This is a genomic window from Pseudomonas sp. GW101-3H06 (assembly GCF_059424605.1).
Map to the genome: position 1 here is coordinate 2,754,518 of NZ_JBWKZO010000001.1, position 16,176 is coordinate 2,770,693.

Sequence of the window (16,176 nt, forward strand, 5' to 3'; positions counted from 1 at the left end):
GAAACTGGATGACAGCGTTATTTGAAATGCGTGTGCGGATCGGCGGCGATCCGCGCGGCCTCGGTGAGTTCGTGGCATTGCACGGAGAGTTGCTCAAACTCGATCATCCGGCCTGTCCGGACGTGGACTGGGCGAAGGTGGAGCAGTTGTGTCTGGTACTGTTCCGGCTCAACGGCGCGGACCTGCAATCGGCGGCGGCTTTTACCTTGGCGCGTAGTCAGCGTTATGGTCTGGAGGGCATGGCGCAAGGGCTGGCGTTGATGGATACACTGGCAGGCGAATGGCCCAATCTGTGGCCCGCCATGGCGTCTGTACGCGAGGATATCCTGGCCTGGCTGTTCCACCAGCTGCAATTTGTGCTGCGCGGTCTGTCAATGGACGCACAAAGCCTGGCGGCGCTGGCACGGGTAGACACCGAATTGCTGCGCCTGCAACTGCGTCTGGAACATCAGGTTCAGGGGCCCTTGGCTCCATTGCAGTCCCTGCGGCAATTGATCGAAAGTCTGGGCCACCGCTTGCAACGGGAAAGCGTTTCGGGCATTCCCATGCCGCTGCTTGCCAGGGACCCCCTCCCACCACCCGTGGCGCCCATTGTGATCTGGCCTGCCCGACCTGTACCGCCCATGGCGCCGGCCCGGCGTCGAAACGGTCTGTGGTTGGGGGCGATGTCGGCATTGATTGTTCTGGCTTGCGGGGGCTGGTGGGGGGCAACCGATGGGGGCATGCAGCGATTGACCAGCCTCTTGAGGCAGGAAAAGGCGATGCCTGCTCCCGTGCGCCTGGACAGCCTGGCACTGTTCGACGCCGGCAGCGCTGAACTCAAGCCGGGTTCAACCAAGGTCCTGATCAACGCATTGGTGGACATCAAGGCCCAACCGGGCTGGTTGATCGTCATCAGCGGGCACTCGGACGATCGGGGCGACCGGGAACAAAATCTTCAGTTGTCCCATGCCCGGGCCTCGGCCGTGCGTGGCTGGATGCAGCGCATGGGTGACATTCCCGACAGTTGCTTCGCCGTACAGGGGGTAGGCGCCAGTCAACCGACCGCCAGCAATGACAGCGCTTCGGGGCGCGCGGCCAACCGGCGGGTCGATATCAATCTGGTGCCCCAGGCAGGGGCTTGCGAGCGTCCGGCATGACTGGACAGGCGTATCCATAGCCACCATTCATTCCATCGATACCCATCATTAAAAAACGCAAGTTCTGTTTTTCTGTCATCAGAGGAGGATAGGGTCATTGCAATCTCGCCCTTGAAGGAACCTGCGCGATGAAAATTTCGACTCTGTTGGCCGTCGTCGCCGTGCTGACCGGCAGCCTTGGCGCCACCGTACCGGCCGTTGCAGCCGATCCGTCCTGCCGTTTCCTGCCGATCGCCGACAGCACTGCCAATTTGCAGCAGGCGAAAACGGTGGCGGTGCTCTACAGCGAAAACACGCTCAACACGCAGCAATACCTCGAGAGCTATCACGCGGTGGCGGTCAAAGGGGCGAAAAACCCCGAGCTCGACTCGCGGATCAGCCAGGCGTTCGTCGACAGCTCCGATCCGCAGCGGGCGATCAACTGGTTGATGGGATCGTTGCAGAAAGAGTTTGCTTCGGTGACGGTCTACGACAGCCTCGATGCGGCGGTGCAGGCCCATCCGGATGTGGTGGTGATGCTCGACGCCTACAGCCGCCTGGTGTCCAAGCGCAACGACCAGGTTGAAGCGCGGTTCATGGCCAAGTTCTACGACGCCAACCTGCAATACATCGGCCAGGCCGAAGGCTCGCGGGCACAGCAAATGCCGTCGGTGTGGGTGCATGGAAAGGCCGCGCCGCAGATTGCCGCGCAGATCAATCAGCAGACCGAATTGCAGGTCAATGCGCTGAAGCAGTTCGATGCATCGTTGAAGGCGCTGGTGACGGCTGGCAGCGCGGGTCATGTCGCAAGCAACCAGTGACCTACCAGCCTTTCACCCCGCTCATGTCGGGCAGTTTGTGCGCTATGCCTTTATGGCAGTCGATGCACGTCGCTTCACCCTTGGCCAGTGACGTCGAGTGCATGGCCGCGGCGCGTTTGCTCTGGCGGGTGAAGTCCATGAATTCGAAGTTGTGGCAGTTGCGACATTCGCGTGAATCGTTAGCCTTGAGCCTGGCCCACTCATGTTCGGCCAGTTCACGGCGCAGGTTGAGGAATTTGTCGCGGGTGTCGATGGTGCCGAACAGCTTGCCCCAGACTTCCTTCGACGCCTGCATCTTGCGTGCGATCTTGTGGGTCCACTCATGGGGGACGTGGCAGTCCGGGCAACTGGCGCGCACACCGGAACGGTTGGTGTAGTGGATGGTGTCCTGCAACTCGACGAACACGTTGTCGCGCATTTCGTGGCAGGACACGCAGAACTTTTCGGTATTGGTCAGCTCCAGCGCGGTGTTGAAGCCGCCCCAGAAAATGATCCCGGCGATAAAGCCGCCCAGCGTCAGAAACCCCAGGCTGAAGTAAACGCTCGGCCGACAGAGGATGCCCCAGTAGTCCTTAAGCAGGGCAAACAGTGCTTTCATGGCGCCTCCTCAAGGTTTTTGCGCGGCGTTGGCGTCGTCTTGCAGGATTTTATCGATGGTCTCGAAGCTGTTGCCCACCAGCGGCAACACCTCTTTTTGCGGGACGTGGCACTGGTTGCAGAAGTAGCGACGCGGTGAAACGGCCGCCAGCGCCTGGCCGTCGCGGTCCATGTAGTGGGTGATGCTGATCATCGTCGCCTGGGTACGCGCGCTGTTGGCCCGGCTGTGACAAGACAGGCACTTATTACCGTTCATGTCGATCTGATAGCCGCGAATGCTGTGGGGAATGGTCGGCGGCTGGTCGGGGTAATTGCGTTCGCGTTTGAGGTCCTTGTTTTCTTCGTTGGCAATCGGCGGGGCGGGCATGCTCTGGGTCAGGGTGCCGCCGGGCCGACGTCCATCCGGGCCCGGTGCATCCAACGGGTAATCAACCTCGGCGGCGATGACCGCACCCATCAAGGCGAGTAAAACCAACGGCAGGGTTCGAAAAGTCATGACGGTGCTCCTCAGGCCGCGCTGATCAACTCGATGCGGATGGCGCATTTCTTGTAGTCGGTCTGTTTGGAGATCGGGTCGGTGGCATCGAGCGTGACCTTGTTGATCAGCTTGTTGGCATCGAAGAACGGCACGAATACCAGACCCCGCGGTGGTTTGTTGCGCCCTCGGGTTTCGATGCGCGCGCGGATTTCGCCGCGGCGGCTGATCAGCTTCACCTCACTGCCACGTCGCGCGTTCATGGCCTTGGCATCTTCGGGATGCATGTACACCAGCGCATCCGGCACGGCCTTGTACAGCTCCTCGACCCGCTGGGTCATGCTTCCCGTATGCCAATGTTCCAGGACCCGGCCGGTGCTCAGCCAGAACGGGTACTCGGCATCCGGGGCCTCGGCTGGCGGCTCGTAGGGCAGGGCGAAGATGATCGCCTTCTTGTCCGGGTAGCCGTAGAACTGCACGCCGCTGCCGGTCTCCACATAAGGGTCATAGCCCTCGCGGTAACGCCAGCGGGTTTCCTTGCCATCGACCACCGGCCAGCGCAGGCCGCGCTCGCTGTGGTAACGGTCGAAGGCAGCGAGGTCATGGCCGTGGCCACGACCGAAGCGGGCGTACTCTTCGAACAGCCCTTTTTGCAGGTAGAAACCGAAAGCCTTGGCTTCGTCGTTCTTGTAGCCGGCCTCGATTTGCCCGACCGGAAACTGGTCGACCTGACCGTTCCTGAACAGCACATCGAACAGGGTCTTGCCCTTGTATTCCGGTGACTTGGCCAGCAGCTCGGCGGGCCAGACTTCATCGATCTTGAAGCGTTTGGAAAACTCCACCAGTTGCCACAGGTCCGACCTGGCCTCACCCGGTGCGCTGACCAATTGGTGCCAGAACTGTGTGCGGCGCTCGGCGTTGCCAAAGGCACCTTCCTTTTCCACCCACATGGCGCTGGGCAGGATCAGGTCGGCGGCCTGGGCGGACACAGTGGGGTAGACGTCCGAGACAATCACGAAGTTGTCCGGGTTGCGCCAGCCGGGCAGCGTTTCCTGCATGATGTTGGGACCTGCGTGCATGTTGTTGCTGGCCTGGGTCCAGTAGACGTTGAGCACGCCGTCCTTGAGCATGCGGCTCTGTTGCACGGCGTGAAAACCGACTTTCTCCTGGATCGTGCCGGCGGGCAGTTTCCAGATCTGTTCCGCGGTCGCGCGGTGTTTCGGGTTGGTCACCACCAGGTCGGCGGGCAAGCGATGGGAGAAGGTGCCGACCTCCCGAGCCGTGCCACAAGCCGAGGGTTGGCCGGTCAACGAGAAGGGGCTGTTGCCCGGCTCGCTGATCTTGCCGGTAAGCAGGTGAATGTTGTAGATCAGGTTGTTGGCCCATACCCCGCGAGTGTGCTGGTTGAAACCCATGGTCCAGAACGATACGACCTTGCGTTTGGGATCGGCATACAACTCGGCGAGGCTCTTGAGTCGTTCAGCCGGAACTCCGGTCTCCTTGGCCGTGCGATCCAGCGTGTAGGGTTTGACGAACGCGGCGAACTGCTCGAACGAAATGTCCGTCCAGGTATTGGCCTTGTCGGCATTCTTCGCCTGTTTTTCCCGTGGATCATCCGGCCGCAAACCATAGCCGATGTCATCGGCACCCTGGGCAAAGCGCGTGTGCTGGCTGATGAAGTCTTTGTTGACCGCGCCGCTTTCGATGATGTGGTTGGCGATGTAGTTAAGGATCAGCAGATCGGTTTGCGGCTTGAACACCATGGGGATGTCGGCGAGCTCAAAGCTGCGGTGTTCAAAGGTCGACAACACGGCGACTTTTACGTGCGGGTAACTCAGGCGGCGGTCAGTAACCCTACTCCAGAGAATCGGGTGCATCTCGGCCATGTTCGAGCCCCAGAGCACAAAGGCGTCGGTGGCTTCGATGTCGTCGTAGCAACCCATCGGCTCATCCATGCCAAAAGTGCGCATGAAGCCCATCACTGCCGAGGCCATGCAATGGCGCGCATTGGGGTCGATGTTGTTGCTGCGAAAGCCGGCCTTCATCAGCTTGTTGGCGGCGTAGCCTTCCCACACCGTCCATTGCCCGGAACCGAACATGCCGATCGACTCGGGGCCTTTATTCTTCAGGGCCTCCTTGAACTTCGCCTCCATGATGTCGAAAGCCTTGTCCCAACTGATCGGCTGGAACTCGCCCTGTTTGTCGAACTGACCGTTTTTCATGCGCAGCAGCGGCTGGGTCAAGCGGTCGACGCCGTACATGATCTTGGACAGGAAATAGCCCTTCACACAATTGAGCCCGCGATTGACCTCGGCCTTGACGTCGCCATGGGTGGCGACCACGCGATTGTCCCTGGTCGCGACCATCACGCTGCAACCGGTGCCGCAGAAGCGGCAGGGCGCCTTGTTCCAGTCCAGGGTGACCATGTCCGCTTCGGTCACCAGATTGCTGGCGGTGGTGAAAATCGGCAGGCCAGCGGCAGAGGCTGCAATGGCCGCGGCCTGGGCCTTGACGAATGCTCGACGCGACATGCTCATTCGACGTCTCCTGCGGAATCGAGGATTTCGTGATAGATCAACGCAGCGTTAAGTACGCCCGGCAGATTGTTGATCTGTTCGATGCGTTGCAGGATCTGGTTTTCGTGGGTGGTTTCAAGCACGACCACCAGTTTTCCGGCGGTACTTTCCTGATGCAGTTCCACGCCGTCCAATAGACGCAAGTTGGCTTTAACGGCTTGCAATAATTCAGGTCGGGCAAGCACCACCAGGCTGGCGATGTGCAGGGCTTCGTCCATGCGCTGACTCCAACAGAGTATGGTCAGTTGGGCGGCCCGGGCGGGCCGTAGATCATTTGGAAAAACCAGATAATGAAACCGTAGCCACCAACGATGGCGACCGACAGCAACGGAAACAGGCAGACGACAAGGAACAGGAACAGCCGGGTTTCCTTGCGCCGTTGCAGTTTTTGTTCTTCAGCCAATGCCATGGCGTTCACTCCGCCGAAGTTGCAATCAGACTAGTTCACGAAATTTTCCCCGGGTTTAACGGGGCGAGCCTTGTCGACCGACGGTATGGAGGATGCTGACAGCAAGAGTGGGTTGTATTGCTTCAAATCAATAGTGCATTAAGTTGCAAGTAACGTATTGATAAGCATTATTGTTTGAGAATGATTTAACACTTGTTTAGGCACTGGTTTGCAGAGGGGTCAAACCGTCGCGCACCCGTGTCTGGGCAGCGGCGGCGATCATGGTTTTGCTGAAGCTCCACCAGGACACCGCTGCATCGGGTTGTTCAGGCGTGAGGAGGGTGCCGTTCGATACAAGGGCAAAAAGCCTGGGGCGACTCTGCTGTCAGGAAGTCATGCAGAGTGCTGGGTTACTGCCGATCAGGTGTGCACCAGTGCAATGGTGAACGAGACCACGATCATGCAGGCAAAAGCGAAATTGAGATTCATGAGGTATCCATCCGGAACATGAGTGACGGCGCCATTCTGAACAGGCCGGGAAAAAATAAGAAATTCGCCTTCGTGATTTGAAAGATCGAAAGAATTGATATCTGGCAGTTTTTTCCGATTCGCTGGTTTGTGTTTGCCCGGTGAATTGTCTAATCTCGGGAAACACGCAACTTCGCGCATAAACAGGCAAAATCATGCACGATCATTCCAGCACCGAACTCCCGCATTTGCGCCGGCAGAAAATCCTCCTGATCCTCGAACGCGATGGCAAGGTCATGGCCTCCGAGTTGAGCCAGCATTTCGCCGTCTCGGAAGACACCATTCGCCGCGACCTGTCAGAACTGGCCGGCGCCGGACTGGTGCAGCGGGTGCACGGTGGAGCGCTGCCGCGACCCAAGGACACCGGAAAGGACTACTTCACCCGCATCAGTGAAACCGATGAAGTGAAAACCCGCCTGGCGCAGCTGGCGGCCAGTCGGGTCGAGAACGGGCAGATCGTGATGTTCGACTCCGGCACCACCACCTTGCAGATCGCGCGGTCGCTGCCGTCGGCTATTTGCATCACGGCGGTCACTGCATCGCCGATGACGGCGATCACCTTGTCCGAATACAAGGGCATCAAGGTGATTTTGGCGGGGGGGCAACTCAATCCGGCGACGATGTCGGCCAGCGGTCATGAAACCTTGCGTCTGCTCGAAAGCATCAAGGCCGATCTGTTGTTCACCGGGGTATGCGCCATTCACCCGCAAGTCGGCATCAGCTCGCTGCACTTTGACGAAGTGCCGGTGAAACAGGCGATGCTCGACGGTGCGTCCCATGTGATAGCGGTCACCACGGCGGACAAGCTGGGCGCGGTGGAGCCGTTCGTGGTCGCGCCGTGTTCGCGCTTGCACACCTTAATCACCGAGCAGCATGTGGCATCGGGCAATGTCGAGGATTACCGCAGGCTGGGGATCGAGGTGGTGCAGGCTGATTGATTGTGTTGCCGGCAGGGCTGTTGGCTGCACCGGCCTCATCGCCAGCAGGCTGGCTCCCACAGGTTTGACGTTCACTGAAAATCAATTGTGGGAGCCAGCCTGCTGGCGATGAGGCCAGTCCAAACAACATCAATGCATCAGCGCAACCGCTCCAGCATCTGGTAGTACCACATGCCCGCCGCCAGCATCGGGTTGCCCAGCAGGTCGCCCATGGGCACGCGGATGTGCTGGCAGGCGGCGAAGGTGTCGAACTGCTGCAATTGCCCGGTGATCGCCCGGCCCATGATCTCACCCATGATGTGCGTGGTGGCGATGCCGTGGCCGGAGTAGCCCTGGCAATACCAGACGTTGTCCGACAGCTTGCCCAGTTGCGGGATGCGATTGATGACGATGCCCATCGCGCAGCTCCACTGGTAGTCGATGGCCACGCCTTTGAGCGCCGGGAATGTCTGCTCGATGCACGGGCGCAGTTCGGCGGCGATGTCGCGTGAATCCTTGCCGCTGTAGTTGGCGCCACCACCGAACAGCAGGCGGCCATCGGCGGTCAGGCGGTAGTAGTCGAGTACGAAGCGGCAGTCGTACACGGCCAGGTCTTCGGGGTTGATCTGTCTGGCCAGGTCGCCCAGTGGCGCGGTGGTGACGATGCCGCCCATGGCCGGGAAGATCTTGCCTTTGAGCTGGCCCGGCTCCAGTTTGTGGTAGACGTCGCCGGCCAGCAGCACCTGATTGGCGTCGATGCGACCGTGGGCGGTGCGCACACCCGGCGTATCGCCGTGAATGATCTCCAGCACTTCGCTGTTCTCGAAAATCAGCGCGCCAAGACTTTCCGCTGCCCGCGCTTCGCCGATGCACAGGTTCAGCGGGTGCAGGTGCATGTTGCGGGTGTTCTTGATGGCGCCGTGGTAGAGATCGCTCTGCAGCAGGTCACGCACCTGGCTGCGGTCGAGCAGGCTGACCTCGTCGCCCATGCCACGCCGCACCGCCTCGTCGTAATCCTTGCGCAAACCGTCCATGTGGCTGGGCTTGTACGCGGCATGCAGGTGGCCGTGCTTCAGATCGCAGGCAATGCCGTATTTTTCCACCCGCTGCTGGATGATCTGGTGCCCGCGCCAGCGCAGGTGCCAGATAAAATCGTCGACTTCATCGCCGAGGGTGCGGCGCATCTGTTTGCGCATCGCCTCGTCGCCCGACAGGCTGCCGGTGACCTGACCGCCGTTGCGCCCGGTGGCACCCCAGCCGATCTTGTGGCTTTCGACGATGGCCACTTTCAGGCCTTTTTCCGCCAGCTCGATGGCCGTGGCGACGCCGGTGAAACCGCCGCCGATGATCACCACGTCAACCCGGTGTCGGCCTTGCAGGGTCGGGTAGTCGGTGTCCTGGTTGAGGGTGGCGGTGTAGTAGGAATGGGGGCGTTGAGTCATGACAATGTCCTGGCAAAAGGGGGAGTGAAGCTGGCGCCGCCCCTTGTGGGAGCGAGCCTGCTCGCGAAGAGGCCGGTACATTCAGCGCTTTTGGTGACTGACATACCGCATTCGCGAGCAGGCTCGCTCCCACAGGAGGGGGGCTGCGGATGGCGACTGGTTTACGCCTCAGTCAGATACCAACGCCAATCCTGCTCTCCCACTTCAGCCATGAACTGCCGATACTCGGCACGCTTGACCGCCAGATACACCCCCAGAAACTCCTGCCCCAATGCATCCCGCGCCCATACCGAGTTTTCCAGCGCCGTCAGCGACGTCAGCCAATCGGTCGGCAGCAGCTGCGTGGCTTGCGCATAGCCATTGCCTTCGACCGGTTCGCCCGGATCGAGGTCTTCGCGGATGCCGCGGTGGATGCCGGCCAGAATCGCCGCCGCCGCCAGATACGGGTTGGCATCGGCACCGCAGATGCGGTGTTCGATGTGCCGACTGTTGGCCGGACCGCCCGGAACGCGCAGGCTGACAGTGCGGTTATCGACGCCCCAGGTCGGCGCCAGGGGCGCATAGCTGTTGGCCTGGAAACGCCGGTAGGAGTTGGCGTTGGGGCAGAACAGCAGCAGCGAATCGAGCAAGGAGGCGAGCATGCCGCCGATGGCCGTGCGCAGCAGCGGCGTGCCTGCCGGGTCTTCGGAGGCGAAGAGGTTGCGGCCCTCGGCATCGGCGATGCTGACGTGCATGTGCATACCGGTACCCGCCAGATGATCGAAGGGTTTGGCCATGAACGTGGCCTGCATGCCGTGCTTGTGGGCGATGGCCTTGACCAGTCGTTTGTAGCGCACGGCCTGGTCCATCGCGAGCAAGGCATCGCCGTGTTCCAGGGTGATTTCGACCTGGCCCGGGGCGTATTCGGAAATCGCCGTGCGCGCCGGAATGTCGTGGAGTTTGCATGCCGCGTAGAGGTCGGCGAGGAACGGTTCGATCTGCTCCAGTTCGCGCAGGCCATAGACCTGGGTGTGTCTCGGTCGACCCCCATCCGCATCCAGCGCCGGTTGCGGGCGACCGAGGTGATCGCGCTTGGCATCCAGCAAGTAGAACTCCAGCTCGCAGGCCATCACCGGGTGATAACCCTGCGCCTTCAGGCCTTCGATGACCTTGATCAACAGGTGGCGCGGGTCGGCAATGCTCGCCGGCATGCCTTCCTGCGGGTGCATGCTGACTTGCACCGCGGCGGTCGGAATCTGCCGCCATGGCAAGCGCACCAGGCTGCCTTCGAGCGGGTAGGCGCGGCAGTCAATATCACCCACATCCCAGACCAACCCGGAATTTTCCACGTCATCGCCCTGCAAGGTCAGGCCGAGGATGGTGCTGGGCAGCGGACGACCGCTTTCGTACACCGCCAGCAGTTCCTCGCGGTGCAACAGCTTGCCGCGTGGCACGCCGTTGGCATCGAGGATGAACAGTTCGATCATGTCGATATCGGGGTTTTTCGCCAGAAAGTTCCGGGCGTCATCAAGGGCTGCGAATTTCATTGTTCGTCACTCACGTTGGCGCCACGCAGGCGCACGGATTCAGGCCAGGGCACGGAGACGGGTACAAGCCCGGAGCGTGCTGGCAGCGATAGCGAAAAGAGGGGCTCGATGCGTTGAAAACGCGATCAGGCGAGCAGGGTGCTATCCGGCGGACGTGCGGAGTGACGCAGTTTTGAGCGGCGCAGGGCCATGGGCAGGTTGACGATGCGTTTCATGAGGCAATGCCGTCCACGGCCAACAGCGAGGTGGCCTGAGTCGAGACGTGGTGCTCTGACGGCGAAGTGCGCATGACTCATGTTTCCAGCAGCGGAAAAACGTCGGAGGCCGATAGCAAGCCGTCCGGGGGTGACTGGATACTAGGGGTGAAAGGGACGTCTGTAAACGTCCGGTGCTCAGATAACGTTAATCGTGATTCAAATCGGGTGAATGGCTTGAGTGTCAGCTCAGAACAAAATCCACCGGCTCCAGTTGGAGCGGCAGTTGTGTCACCCGGCTGCGCCGCGCAACGCGTTTGGCGATCGAACCCTTGAGCGAAGTCAGTACGCCGATCAGATGGGGTTTGGGTCTGACGATCAAGGTTTCAGCCGCCTGTCATGTTCATGAAGCGAATGACCTGGACGTCGTCGTTCACTTCGAAGTTGTGCCGATAAGGCTTGAGTTTCATCGCGTCGATAATGGCGCTTTCCAGGCGTTCGGGCTGGCCCGGATGAGCGCGCAGTACCGCCTTCAAGTCGACAGAATGCTCGTTGCCCAGGCACAGCAGCAGACGACCTTCCACAGTCAGCCGCACCCGATTGCACGTGCCGCAGAAGTTGTGGCTGTGGGGCGAAATGAACCCCAGGCGAATCTGCGGTGCTTCGGCCAGTCGCCAGTAGCGCGAAGGACCCTGGGTCGACTCGGCGGAATCAATCAGTGTGTAGCGTTCGGCAATCCGCTCACGGACCTGGCTGCTTGCGTAGAACGACTCCGCGCGGCTGTGTTCATGGATGGTGCCCAGTGGCATTTCTTCGATGAAGGAAATGTCGAGGTTGCGGTCGATGGCGAAGCTCACCAGATCTTTGATCTCGTGATCGTTGCGACCCTTCATCACCACGCAGTTGAGCTTGGTATTGCGAAACCCCGCCTTGTTGGCAGCGTCGATGCCCTCGATCACCTGCGCCAGATCGCCGGTGCGGGTCAGCTCGCGAAAGCGTTGCGGGTCGAGGCAGTCGAGGCTGATGTTGAGGCGACTTACCCCGGCCTCGAACAAGGGCGCGGCCAGTTTGGCCAACTGCGAACCGTTGGTGGTCATGCACAATTCACGCAGGCCGGGCAGGGCGGCGATCTTCTGGCACAACTGCACCACGCCCGGGCGGATCAGCGGTTCGCCTCCGGTCAGGCGAATCTTGCGGGTGCCCAGTGCGACGAAGCGCTGTGCCACCTGATAGATCTCTTCCAGGGTCAGTACCCGTTGGCGCGGCAGGAATTCCATGTCTTCGGCCATGCAATACACGCAACGGAAATCGCAGCGATCGGTGACCGACATCCGCAGATAGTCCACGCGCCTGGCGAACCCATCGATCAAGACTCGTTCCGACATGACATCCTCGCTTGGCAGCGCACGCAATGAATGAATTGTGGGAGCGAGCCTGCTCGCGAAGAGGCCGGCCACATTCAGCATGGATGTCGACTGACCTGGCACTTTCGCGAGTAGGCTCGCTCCCACAGATACAGGTTTGTTCAACGCAGGCTAAGAGCAACTGGCGAGGGCGTCCAATCACTATGGATGACCGATTGATAGAGCGGATCTATGATGGATTGGGTTGCTTTGAAAGATGGCCTTAAGGTTTTGCAAGTTGTTGAATTAAAGCAATTAAAATCAATGGTGAATATCTTCGAACAGTGGGTCGTTAATCGCGATAAGGCCGTCGACCGCTGTAAAACCTGCAAAGAAGCCGTCGGCTGGGGCGCGCTGACCCCGTCATTGCGCGCCAAACATTACCGTCCAGTAAATCCCCGCATCACTCTTCGGATCAACCGCATACGCCGCGCCCAGATCACGGAACTGCGGGTTCATCAGGTTGGCGCAATGCCCTGGGCTGGTCAGCCAGCCGTCGACTACCTTGCGCACGCTGTCCTGCCCGGCGGCGATGTTCTCGCCGATCTGCTGGAAGTCATAGCCCGCCAGTTCCGCGCGGTCACCCGGCGTGCGACCATCGCGGTCCTTGTGATCGAAATAGTTGTTATTGGCCATGCTGCGCGAATGGGTTTCGGCGGCGGTGGCCAGGGTGGCGTTCCAGGTCAGTGGCGTGGTGGCGTTGAAGGTTTGTGCGCCGCATTGGCGTGGTCGGGAACGTGCGACGTTGAGCTCGGCCAGCAGCTTCTGGCCTTCGGCCTGCCAGTCGCCGAGGCGGGCGCTCAACAGGGGGCGGGCCACCACGATGCGCCACTGGCGATCTTGATGACTGACGCCGACATCGACGAACTGCGGGTCGAGCACGATCTGGCAAAAACTTTCCTGGATCGCCTTCATCGCCGACGGCGCATCACGCGGTCCGGACAGGCTGATCGCCTGCACATTCTTCATCGGATAACCCGCGGTGGCCATGGCCTGCTGCAGATTGCCGATGCTGGCGGCGGACAGTACCAGTCGCGGATCGGCCGCCAGTGGCGGCAGTTCCGACGAAACCTGGCCGGCGCACCGTTGCACCTGGCTGCGGTAAACGTTGATCGATTCGATCAGTTGCGATTCATCGCTCGCCAGGGTGTTGGCAGCGAACAGCAGACCCAGTGAAAAACCGGCGAAGCGCATGGCGGACGATGTGAAGCGCATGAAGATCCCCTTTGGCTGACTGCGCCCATGATGCGTGAAGTTGTTCCCGTTAAGGCAACGGATTTTCCAGAATGTTGTGGCGGGTGTGCAATCATTTCACTACTACACTGAAGCGATAATTCCAACTGAGTCATCCCAACCATGCGCTTCGACTGGATAGCGGCCTGTTTTGCACTGACTGTTCTTGCTGCTCCGGCATTCGCCGCCGACCAGGAGCAGAAACAAAAACAACAAGTGGCCGAAGACAAGGCCGAGGTGCTCGAGCATAAGGCTGCGGAAAATCCCGGCCCCGCACCGGCGCCAAAATCCGAAGCCATTACCCAGTCCGAAGTCCAGGCCGTCGACCCCGCTGGTGCCGCGCCGCTGGACGACGCCATTACCTGCATGGCCCGTTCGATCTACTGGGAAGCCAAAGGCAAAAACGCCGCCGATATGGAAGCCGTGGCCAACGTGGTCATGAATCGCCTCGGTCACGCAGGGTTCCCCGATACGGTGTGTGGTGTGGTCAAGCAGGGTTCGGAAACCAAGAGTTGCCAGTTTTCCTGGTGGTGCGACGGGCGTTCCGATTCGGTGCAGGAAGAGGTGCAATACGCGATGGCCAAGGAAATCGCGCGCAAGGCGCTGAACAAGCAACTGCCGGATCGCACCAAAGGCGCACTGTATTTCCATGACCGCACGGTGAAGCCGGATTGGGCCAAGGAGTACATTAGAACCGTGGATATCGGTTTGTTCCGGTTTTACAAGCCGCAGGGTGGGGATGCGAAGTGACTGCTTTGGCGTTGAAAAATAGTAGGGGCGGACCTCTTGCTCAGTAGCCTGGCCAATTCTGTGTTCGTTTCCACGTCGAGGAGGTAGAGTGTGGGTGGGTGGCTGAAACTGAGAAAGGCCACTTTTAAGGTCATCGAGATTTCCCGCCATGCACCCCATCGGCCTCATCGTTTACCCCGGTTTCCAGGTCCTCGGACTGTCCATGTCCGCCACGTTCGAGCTGGCCAACAACGCCGCTGACGAGCCGCTGTACAGCATCCAGTTGTTGTCCGAAACGGGCGGCCTGGTGCCCACCTCGGCAGGGTTCGCCGTCGAAACCAATGCATTTGACCAGCGTCCTTACGATACGCTGCTGGTGATGGGCGATAACGTTATCCGTCCGGTTTCAGCGGGTTTGGTGGCGTTTTTGCAGCGTGCCAGTCAGTGCACCCGACGCCTGGGCTCGATCTGCACCGGTGCCATCGCTCTGGCCGAGGCCGGCCTGCTCGACGGTCGCAGGGCAACCACTCACTGGTGTCATGCCGCCTCGTTGCAGCGCACCTATCCGAAAATCAAGGTCGAAGAGGACCGCATCTTTATCAACGATGGCCATATCTGGACTGCTGCCGGCATGAGCGCCTGCGTCGATCTGGCGCTGGCCCTGGTGGAAATGGATCTGGGCGCCGAGGTCGCGCGGCGGGTGGCCAGGCAATTGGTGGTGTATCACCGCAGAACCGGCGGGCAGTCGCAGTTTTCGGTGATGCTGGAACTGGCGCCCAAGACCGACCGCATCCAGGCGGCGCTGACCTATGCCAAGCAAAACCTCAAGTCCACGCTGTCGGTGGAAGAGTTGGCCAATGCCGCCAATCTCAGTCCTCGCCAGTTCAGTCGGGTGTTTCATGCCGAGACCGGTCAATCGCCGGCCAAGGCCATCGAAAGCCTGCGAGTGGAGTCGGCCCGGCTGATGATGGAAACCGGTCGACACTCGATCGATGTGGTGGCGACCGACACCGGTTTTGGTGACCGGGAGCGCATGCGTCGGGCATTTATCCGGGCGTTCGGGCAGCCACCGCAGGTGATTCAGCGTGCCAACAGGACATGAATATCGCTATGTCCTAAAAAGTGGCATATACGACATTTGAGTCTAAATATTATTTCCGTAATCTTTATCTCGTTGAAGTCCATTTCTTGAATGAGATCGCCATCATGACCCTCGTAAAAGCCGCCGCCGTACAAATCAGTCCCGTGCTCTACAGCCGTGAAGGCACGGTCAATAAAGTCGTGGAGAAGATCCTCGAACTCGGTAAACAGGGCGTGCAGTTCGCTGTGTTTCCGGAAACCATCGTGCCGTACTACCCGTATTTTTCTTTCGTGCAGGCGCCGTTCGCCATGGCCGCGGAACATCTCAAGCTGCTGGAACAGGCCGTGACCGTACCGTCGGCGGCTACCGACGCCATAGGCGCAGCTGCCAGAGAGGCCGGCATGGTGGTGTCCATCGGCGTCAATGAACGTGACGGCGGTACGCTGTACAACACGCAGTTGCTGTTCGACGCCGACGGTACCTTGATCCAGAGCCGCCGCAAGATTTCCCCGACGTATCACGAGCGCATGATCTGGGGCATGGGCGACGGCTCGGGCCTGCGTGCCGTCGACAGCGCGGTAGGGCGCATCGGTCAACTGGCGTGCTGGGAACATTACAATCCGCTGGCCCGCTACGCCTTGATGGCCGATGGCGAACAGATCCACGCCTCGATGTACCCCGGCTCGTTCGCCGGTCCGCTGTTCGCCTCGCAAATGGAAGTCAACATCCGCCAGCATGCTCTGGAAGCGGCCTGCTTCGTGGTCAACTCCACCGCCTGGCTCGACCCTGAGCAACAGGCGCAGATCATGGCCGACACGGGTTGCCCGATCGGCCCGATCTCCGGTGGTTGCTACACCGCGATCATCGGCCCTGACGGCGTGGTGTTGGGCGTGTTGACCGAAGGTGAGGGCGAAGTGATCGTCGACCTCGACATGGGTCTGATCGACATGCGCAAGCGCATGATGGATTCCCGTGGGCACTACAGCCGTCCGGAACTGCTGAGCCTGCTGATCGACCGTACACCGCATGCTCATGTTCATGAACGCGGCGCGCATCCGAAGCTGTCCGAAACAGAGGCGGTGGAAGAGGTGGTTCGATAACGTCCAGACAAGAAAAGGGGACTTCATTGAAGTCCCCTTTTGCTTGTC

Annotated in this window: 16 protein-coding genes and 1 pseudogene; 6 read left to right on the top strand and 11 right to left on the bottom strand. The window is 60.2% G+C overall.

Going from position 1 to position 16,176, the window contains the following annotated elements:
• Window positions 1-8 precede the first annotated feature (8 nt).
• Window positions 9-1,139, top strand: coding sequence for an OmpA family protein (locus tag AC07ZE_RS12690; RefSeq protein ID WP_207265085.1), 1,131 nt, complete (start codon window positions 9-11; stop codon window positions 1,137-1,139).
• 128 nt (window positions 1,140-1,267) lie between these two features.
• Complete coding sequence (locus AC07ZE_RS12695; protein WP_207265087.1) at window positions 1,268-1,939, top strand: ATPase; 672 nt, start codon at window positions 1,268-1,270, stop codon at window positions 1,937-1,939.
• A gap of 1 nt (window position 1,940) precedes the next feature.
• Here the strand turns inward: AC07ZE_RS12695 and AC07ZE_RS12700 are convergent, their stop codons facing one another.
• The 6 genes from AC07ZE_RS12700 to AC07ZE_RS12725 form a co-directional block, all read right to left on the bottom strand.
• The gene (locus tag AC07ZE_RS12700) at window positions 1,941-2,537 is read right to left on the bottom strand and encodes a cytochrome c3 family protein (RefSeq protein WP_137806956.1); all 597 of its coding nucleotides are present in this window, start codon (window positions 2,535-2,537) and stop codon (window positions 1,941-1,943) included.
• A gap of 9 nt (window positions 2,538-2,546) precedes the next feature.
• A complete protein-coding gene (locus tag AC07ZE_RS12705; protein ID WP_207265090.1) occupies window positions 2,547-3,032 on the bottom strand; it encodes a nitrate reductase cytochrome c-type subunit in 486 nt (161 codons plus the stop codon).
• A gap of 11 nt (window positions 3,033-3,043) precedes the next feature.
• Window positions 3,044-5,548, bottom strand: coding sequence for a nitrate reductase catalytic subunit NapA (gene napA / locus AC07ZE_RS12710; protein ID WP_207265092.1), 2,505 nt, complete (start codon window positions 5,546-5,548; stop codon window positions 3,044-3,046).
• Window positions 5,545-5,805, bottom strand: a complete 261-nt coding sequence (locus AC07ZE_RS12715) for a chaperone NapD (protein WP_207265094.1) — start codon at window positions 5,803-5,805, stop codon at window positions 5,545-5,547. Before AC07ZE_RS12715 ends, napA begins: the two co-directional genes overlap by 4 nt.
• Window positions 5,806-5,828: 23 nt before the next feature.
• Window positions 5,829-5,996, bottom strand: coding sequence for a periplasmic nitrate reductase, NapE protein (gene napE, locus AC07ZE_RS12720; protein ID WP_207265096.1), 168 nt, complete (start codon window positions 5,994-5,996; stop codon window positions 5,829-5,831).
• Window positions 5,997-6,395: 399 nt separating this feature from the next.
• On the bottom strand, window positions 6,396-6,644 hold the full coding sequence (locus AC07ZE_RS12725; protein ID WP_207267908.1) for a hypothetical protein: 249 nt from the start codon (window positions 6,642-6,644) through the stop codon (window positions 6,396-6,398).
• A gap of 14 nt (window positions 6,645-6,658) precedes the next feature.
• On the opposite strand from AC07ZE_RS12725, the gene AC07ZE_RS12730 reads away from it, so the two are divergent.
• Entirely contained in the window at window positions 6,659-7,441 is a 783-nt protein-coding gene (locus tag AC07ZE_RS12730) for a DeoR/GlpR family DNA-binding transcription regulator (RefSeq protein WP_207265098.1), read from the top strand.
• Between the two features lie 137 nt (window positions 7,442-7,578).
• Here the strand turns inward: AC07ZE_RS12730 and AC07ZE_RS12735 are convergent, their stop codons facing one another.
• The 5 genes and pseudogenes from AC07ZE_RS12735 to AC07ZE_RS12755 form a co-directional block, all read right to left on the bottom strand.
• Window positions 7,579-8,862, bottom strand: coding sequence for an NAD(P)/FAD-dependent oxidoreductase (locus AC07ZE_RS12735; protein ID WP_207265100.1), 1,284 nt, complete (start codon window positions 8,860-8,862; stop codon window positions 7,579-7,581).
• A 161-nt stretch (window positions 8,863-9,023) separates the two neighbouring features.
• Complete coding sequence (locus AC07ZE_RS12740; protein WP_207265102.1) at window positions 9,024-10,388, bottom strand: glutamine synthetase family protein; 1,365 nt, start codon at window positions 10,386-10,388, stop codon at window positions 9,024-9,026.
• Window positions 10,389-10,865: 477 nt separating this feature from the next.
• Window positions 10,866-10,964, bottom strand: a pseudogene (locus AC07ZE_RS12745) (bestrophin family protein); the annotation flags it as partial.
• Between the two features lie 4 nt (window positions 10,965-10,968).
• Entirely contained in the window at window positions 10,969-11,967 is a 999-nt protein-coding gene (gene moaA / locus AC07ZE_RS12750) for a GTP 3',8-cyclase MoaA (RefSeq protein ID WP_207265104.1), read from the bottom strand.
• Window positions 11,968-12,348: 381 nt separating this feature from the next.
• On the bottom strand, window positions 12,349-13,200 hold the full coding sequence (locus AC07ZE_RS12755) for a CAP domain-containing protein (RefSeq protein ID WP_207265106.1): 852 nt from the start codon (window positions 13,198-13,200) through the stop codon (window positions 12,349-12,351).
• A gap of 141 nt (window positions 13,201-13,341) precedes the next feature.
• Between AC07ZE_RS12755 and AC07ZE_RS12760 the strand changes: the two genes are divergently transcribed.
• The 3 genes from AC07ZE_RS12760 to AC07ZE_RS12770 all read left to right on the top strand — a co-directional run bounded on the left by AC07ZE_RS12760 (window position 13,342) and on the right by AC07ZE_RS12770 (window position 16,128).
• Entirely contained in the window at window positions 13,342-13,968 is a 627-nt protein-coding gene (locus tag AC07ZE_RS12760) for a cell wall hydrolase (RefSeq protein WP_207265108.1), read from the top strand.
• A 148-nt stretch (window positions 13,969-14,116) separates the two neighbouring features.
• Window positions 14,117-15,049, top strand: a complete 933-nt coding sequence (locus tag AC07ZE_RS12765; protein ID WP_207265110.1) for a GlxA family transcriptional regulator — start codon at window positions 14,117-14,119, stop codon at window positions 15,047-15,049.
• 104 nt (window positions 15,050-15,153) lie between these two features.
• Window positions 15,154-16,128, top strand: a complete 975-nt coding sequence (locus AC07ZE_RS12770; RefSeq protein WP_207265112.1) for a nitrilase-related carbon-nitrogen hydrolase — start codon at window positions 15,154-15,156, stop codon at window positions 16,126-16,128.
• Window positions 16,129-16,176 lie beyond the last annotated feature (48 nt).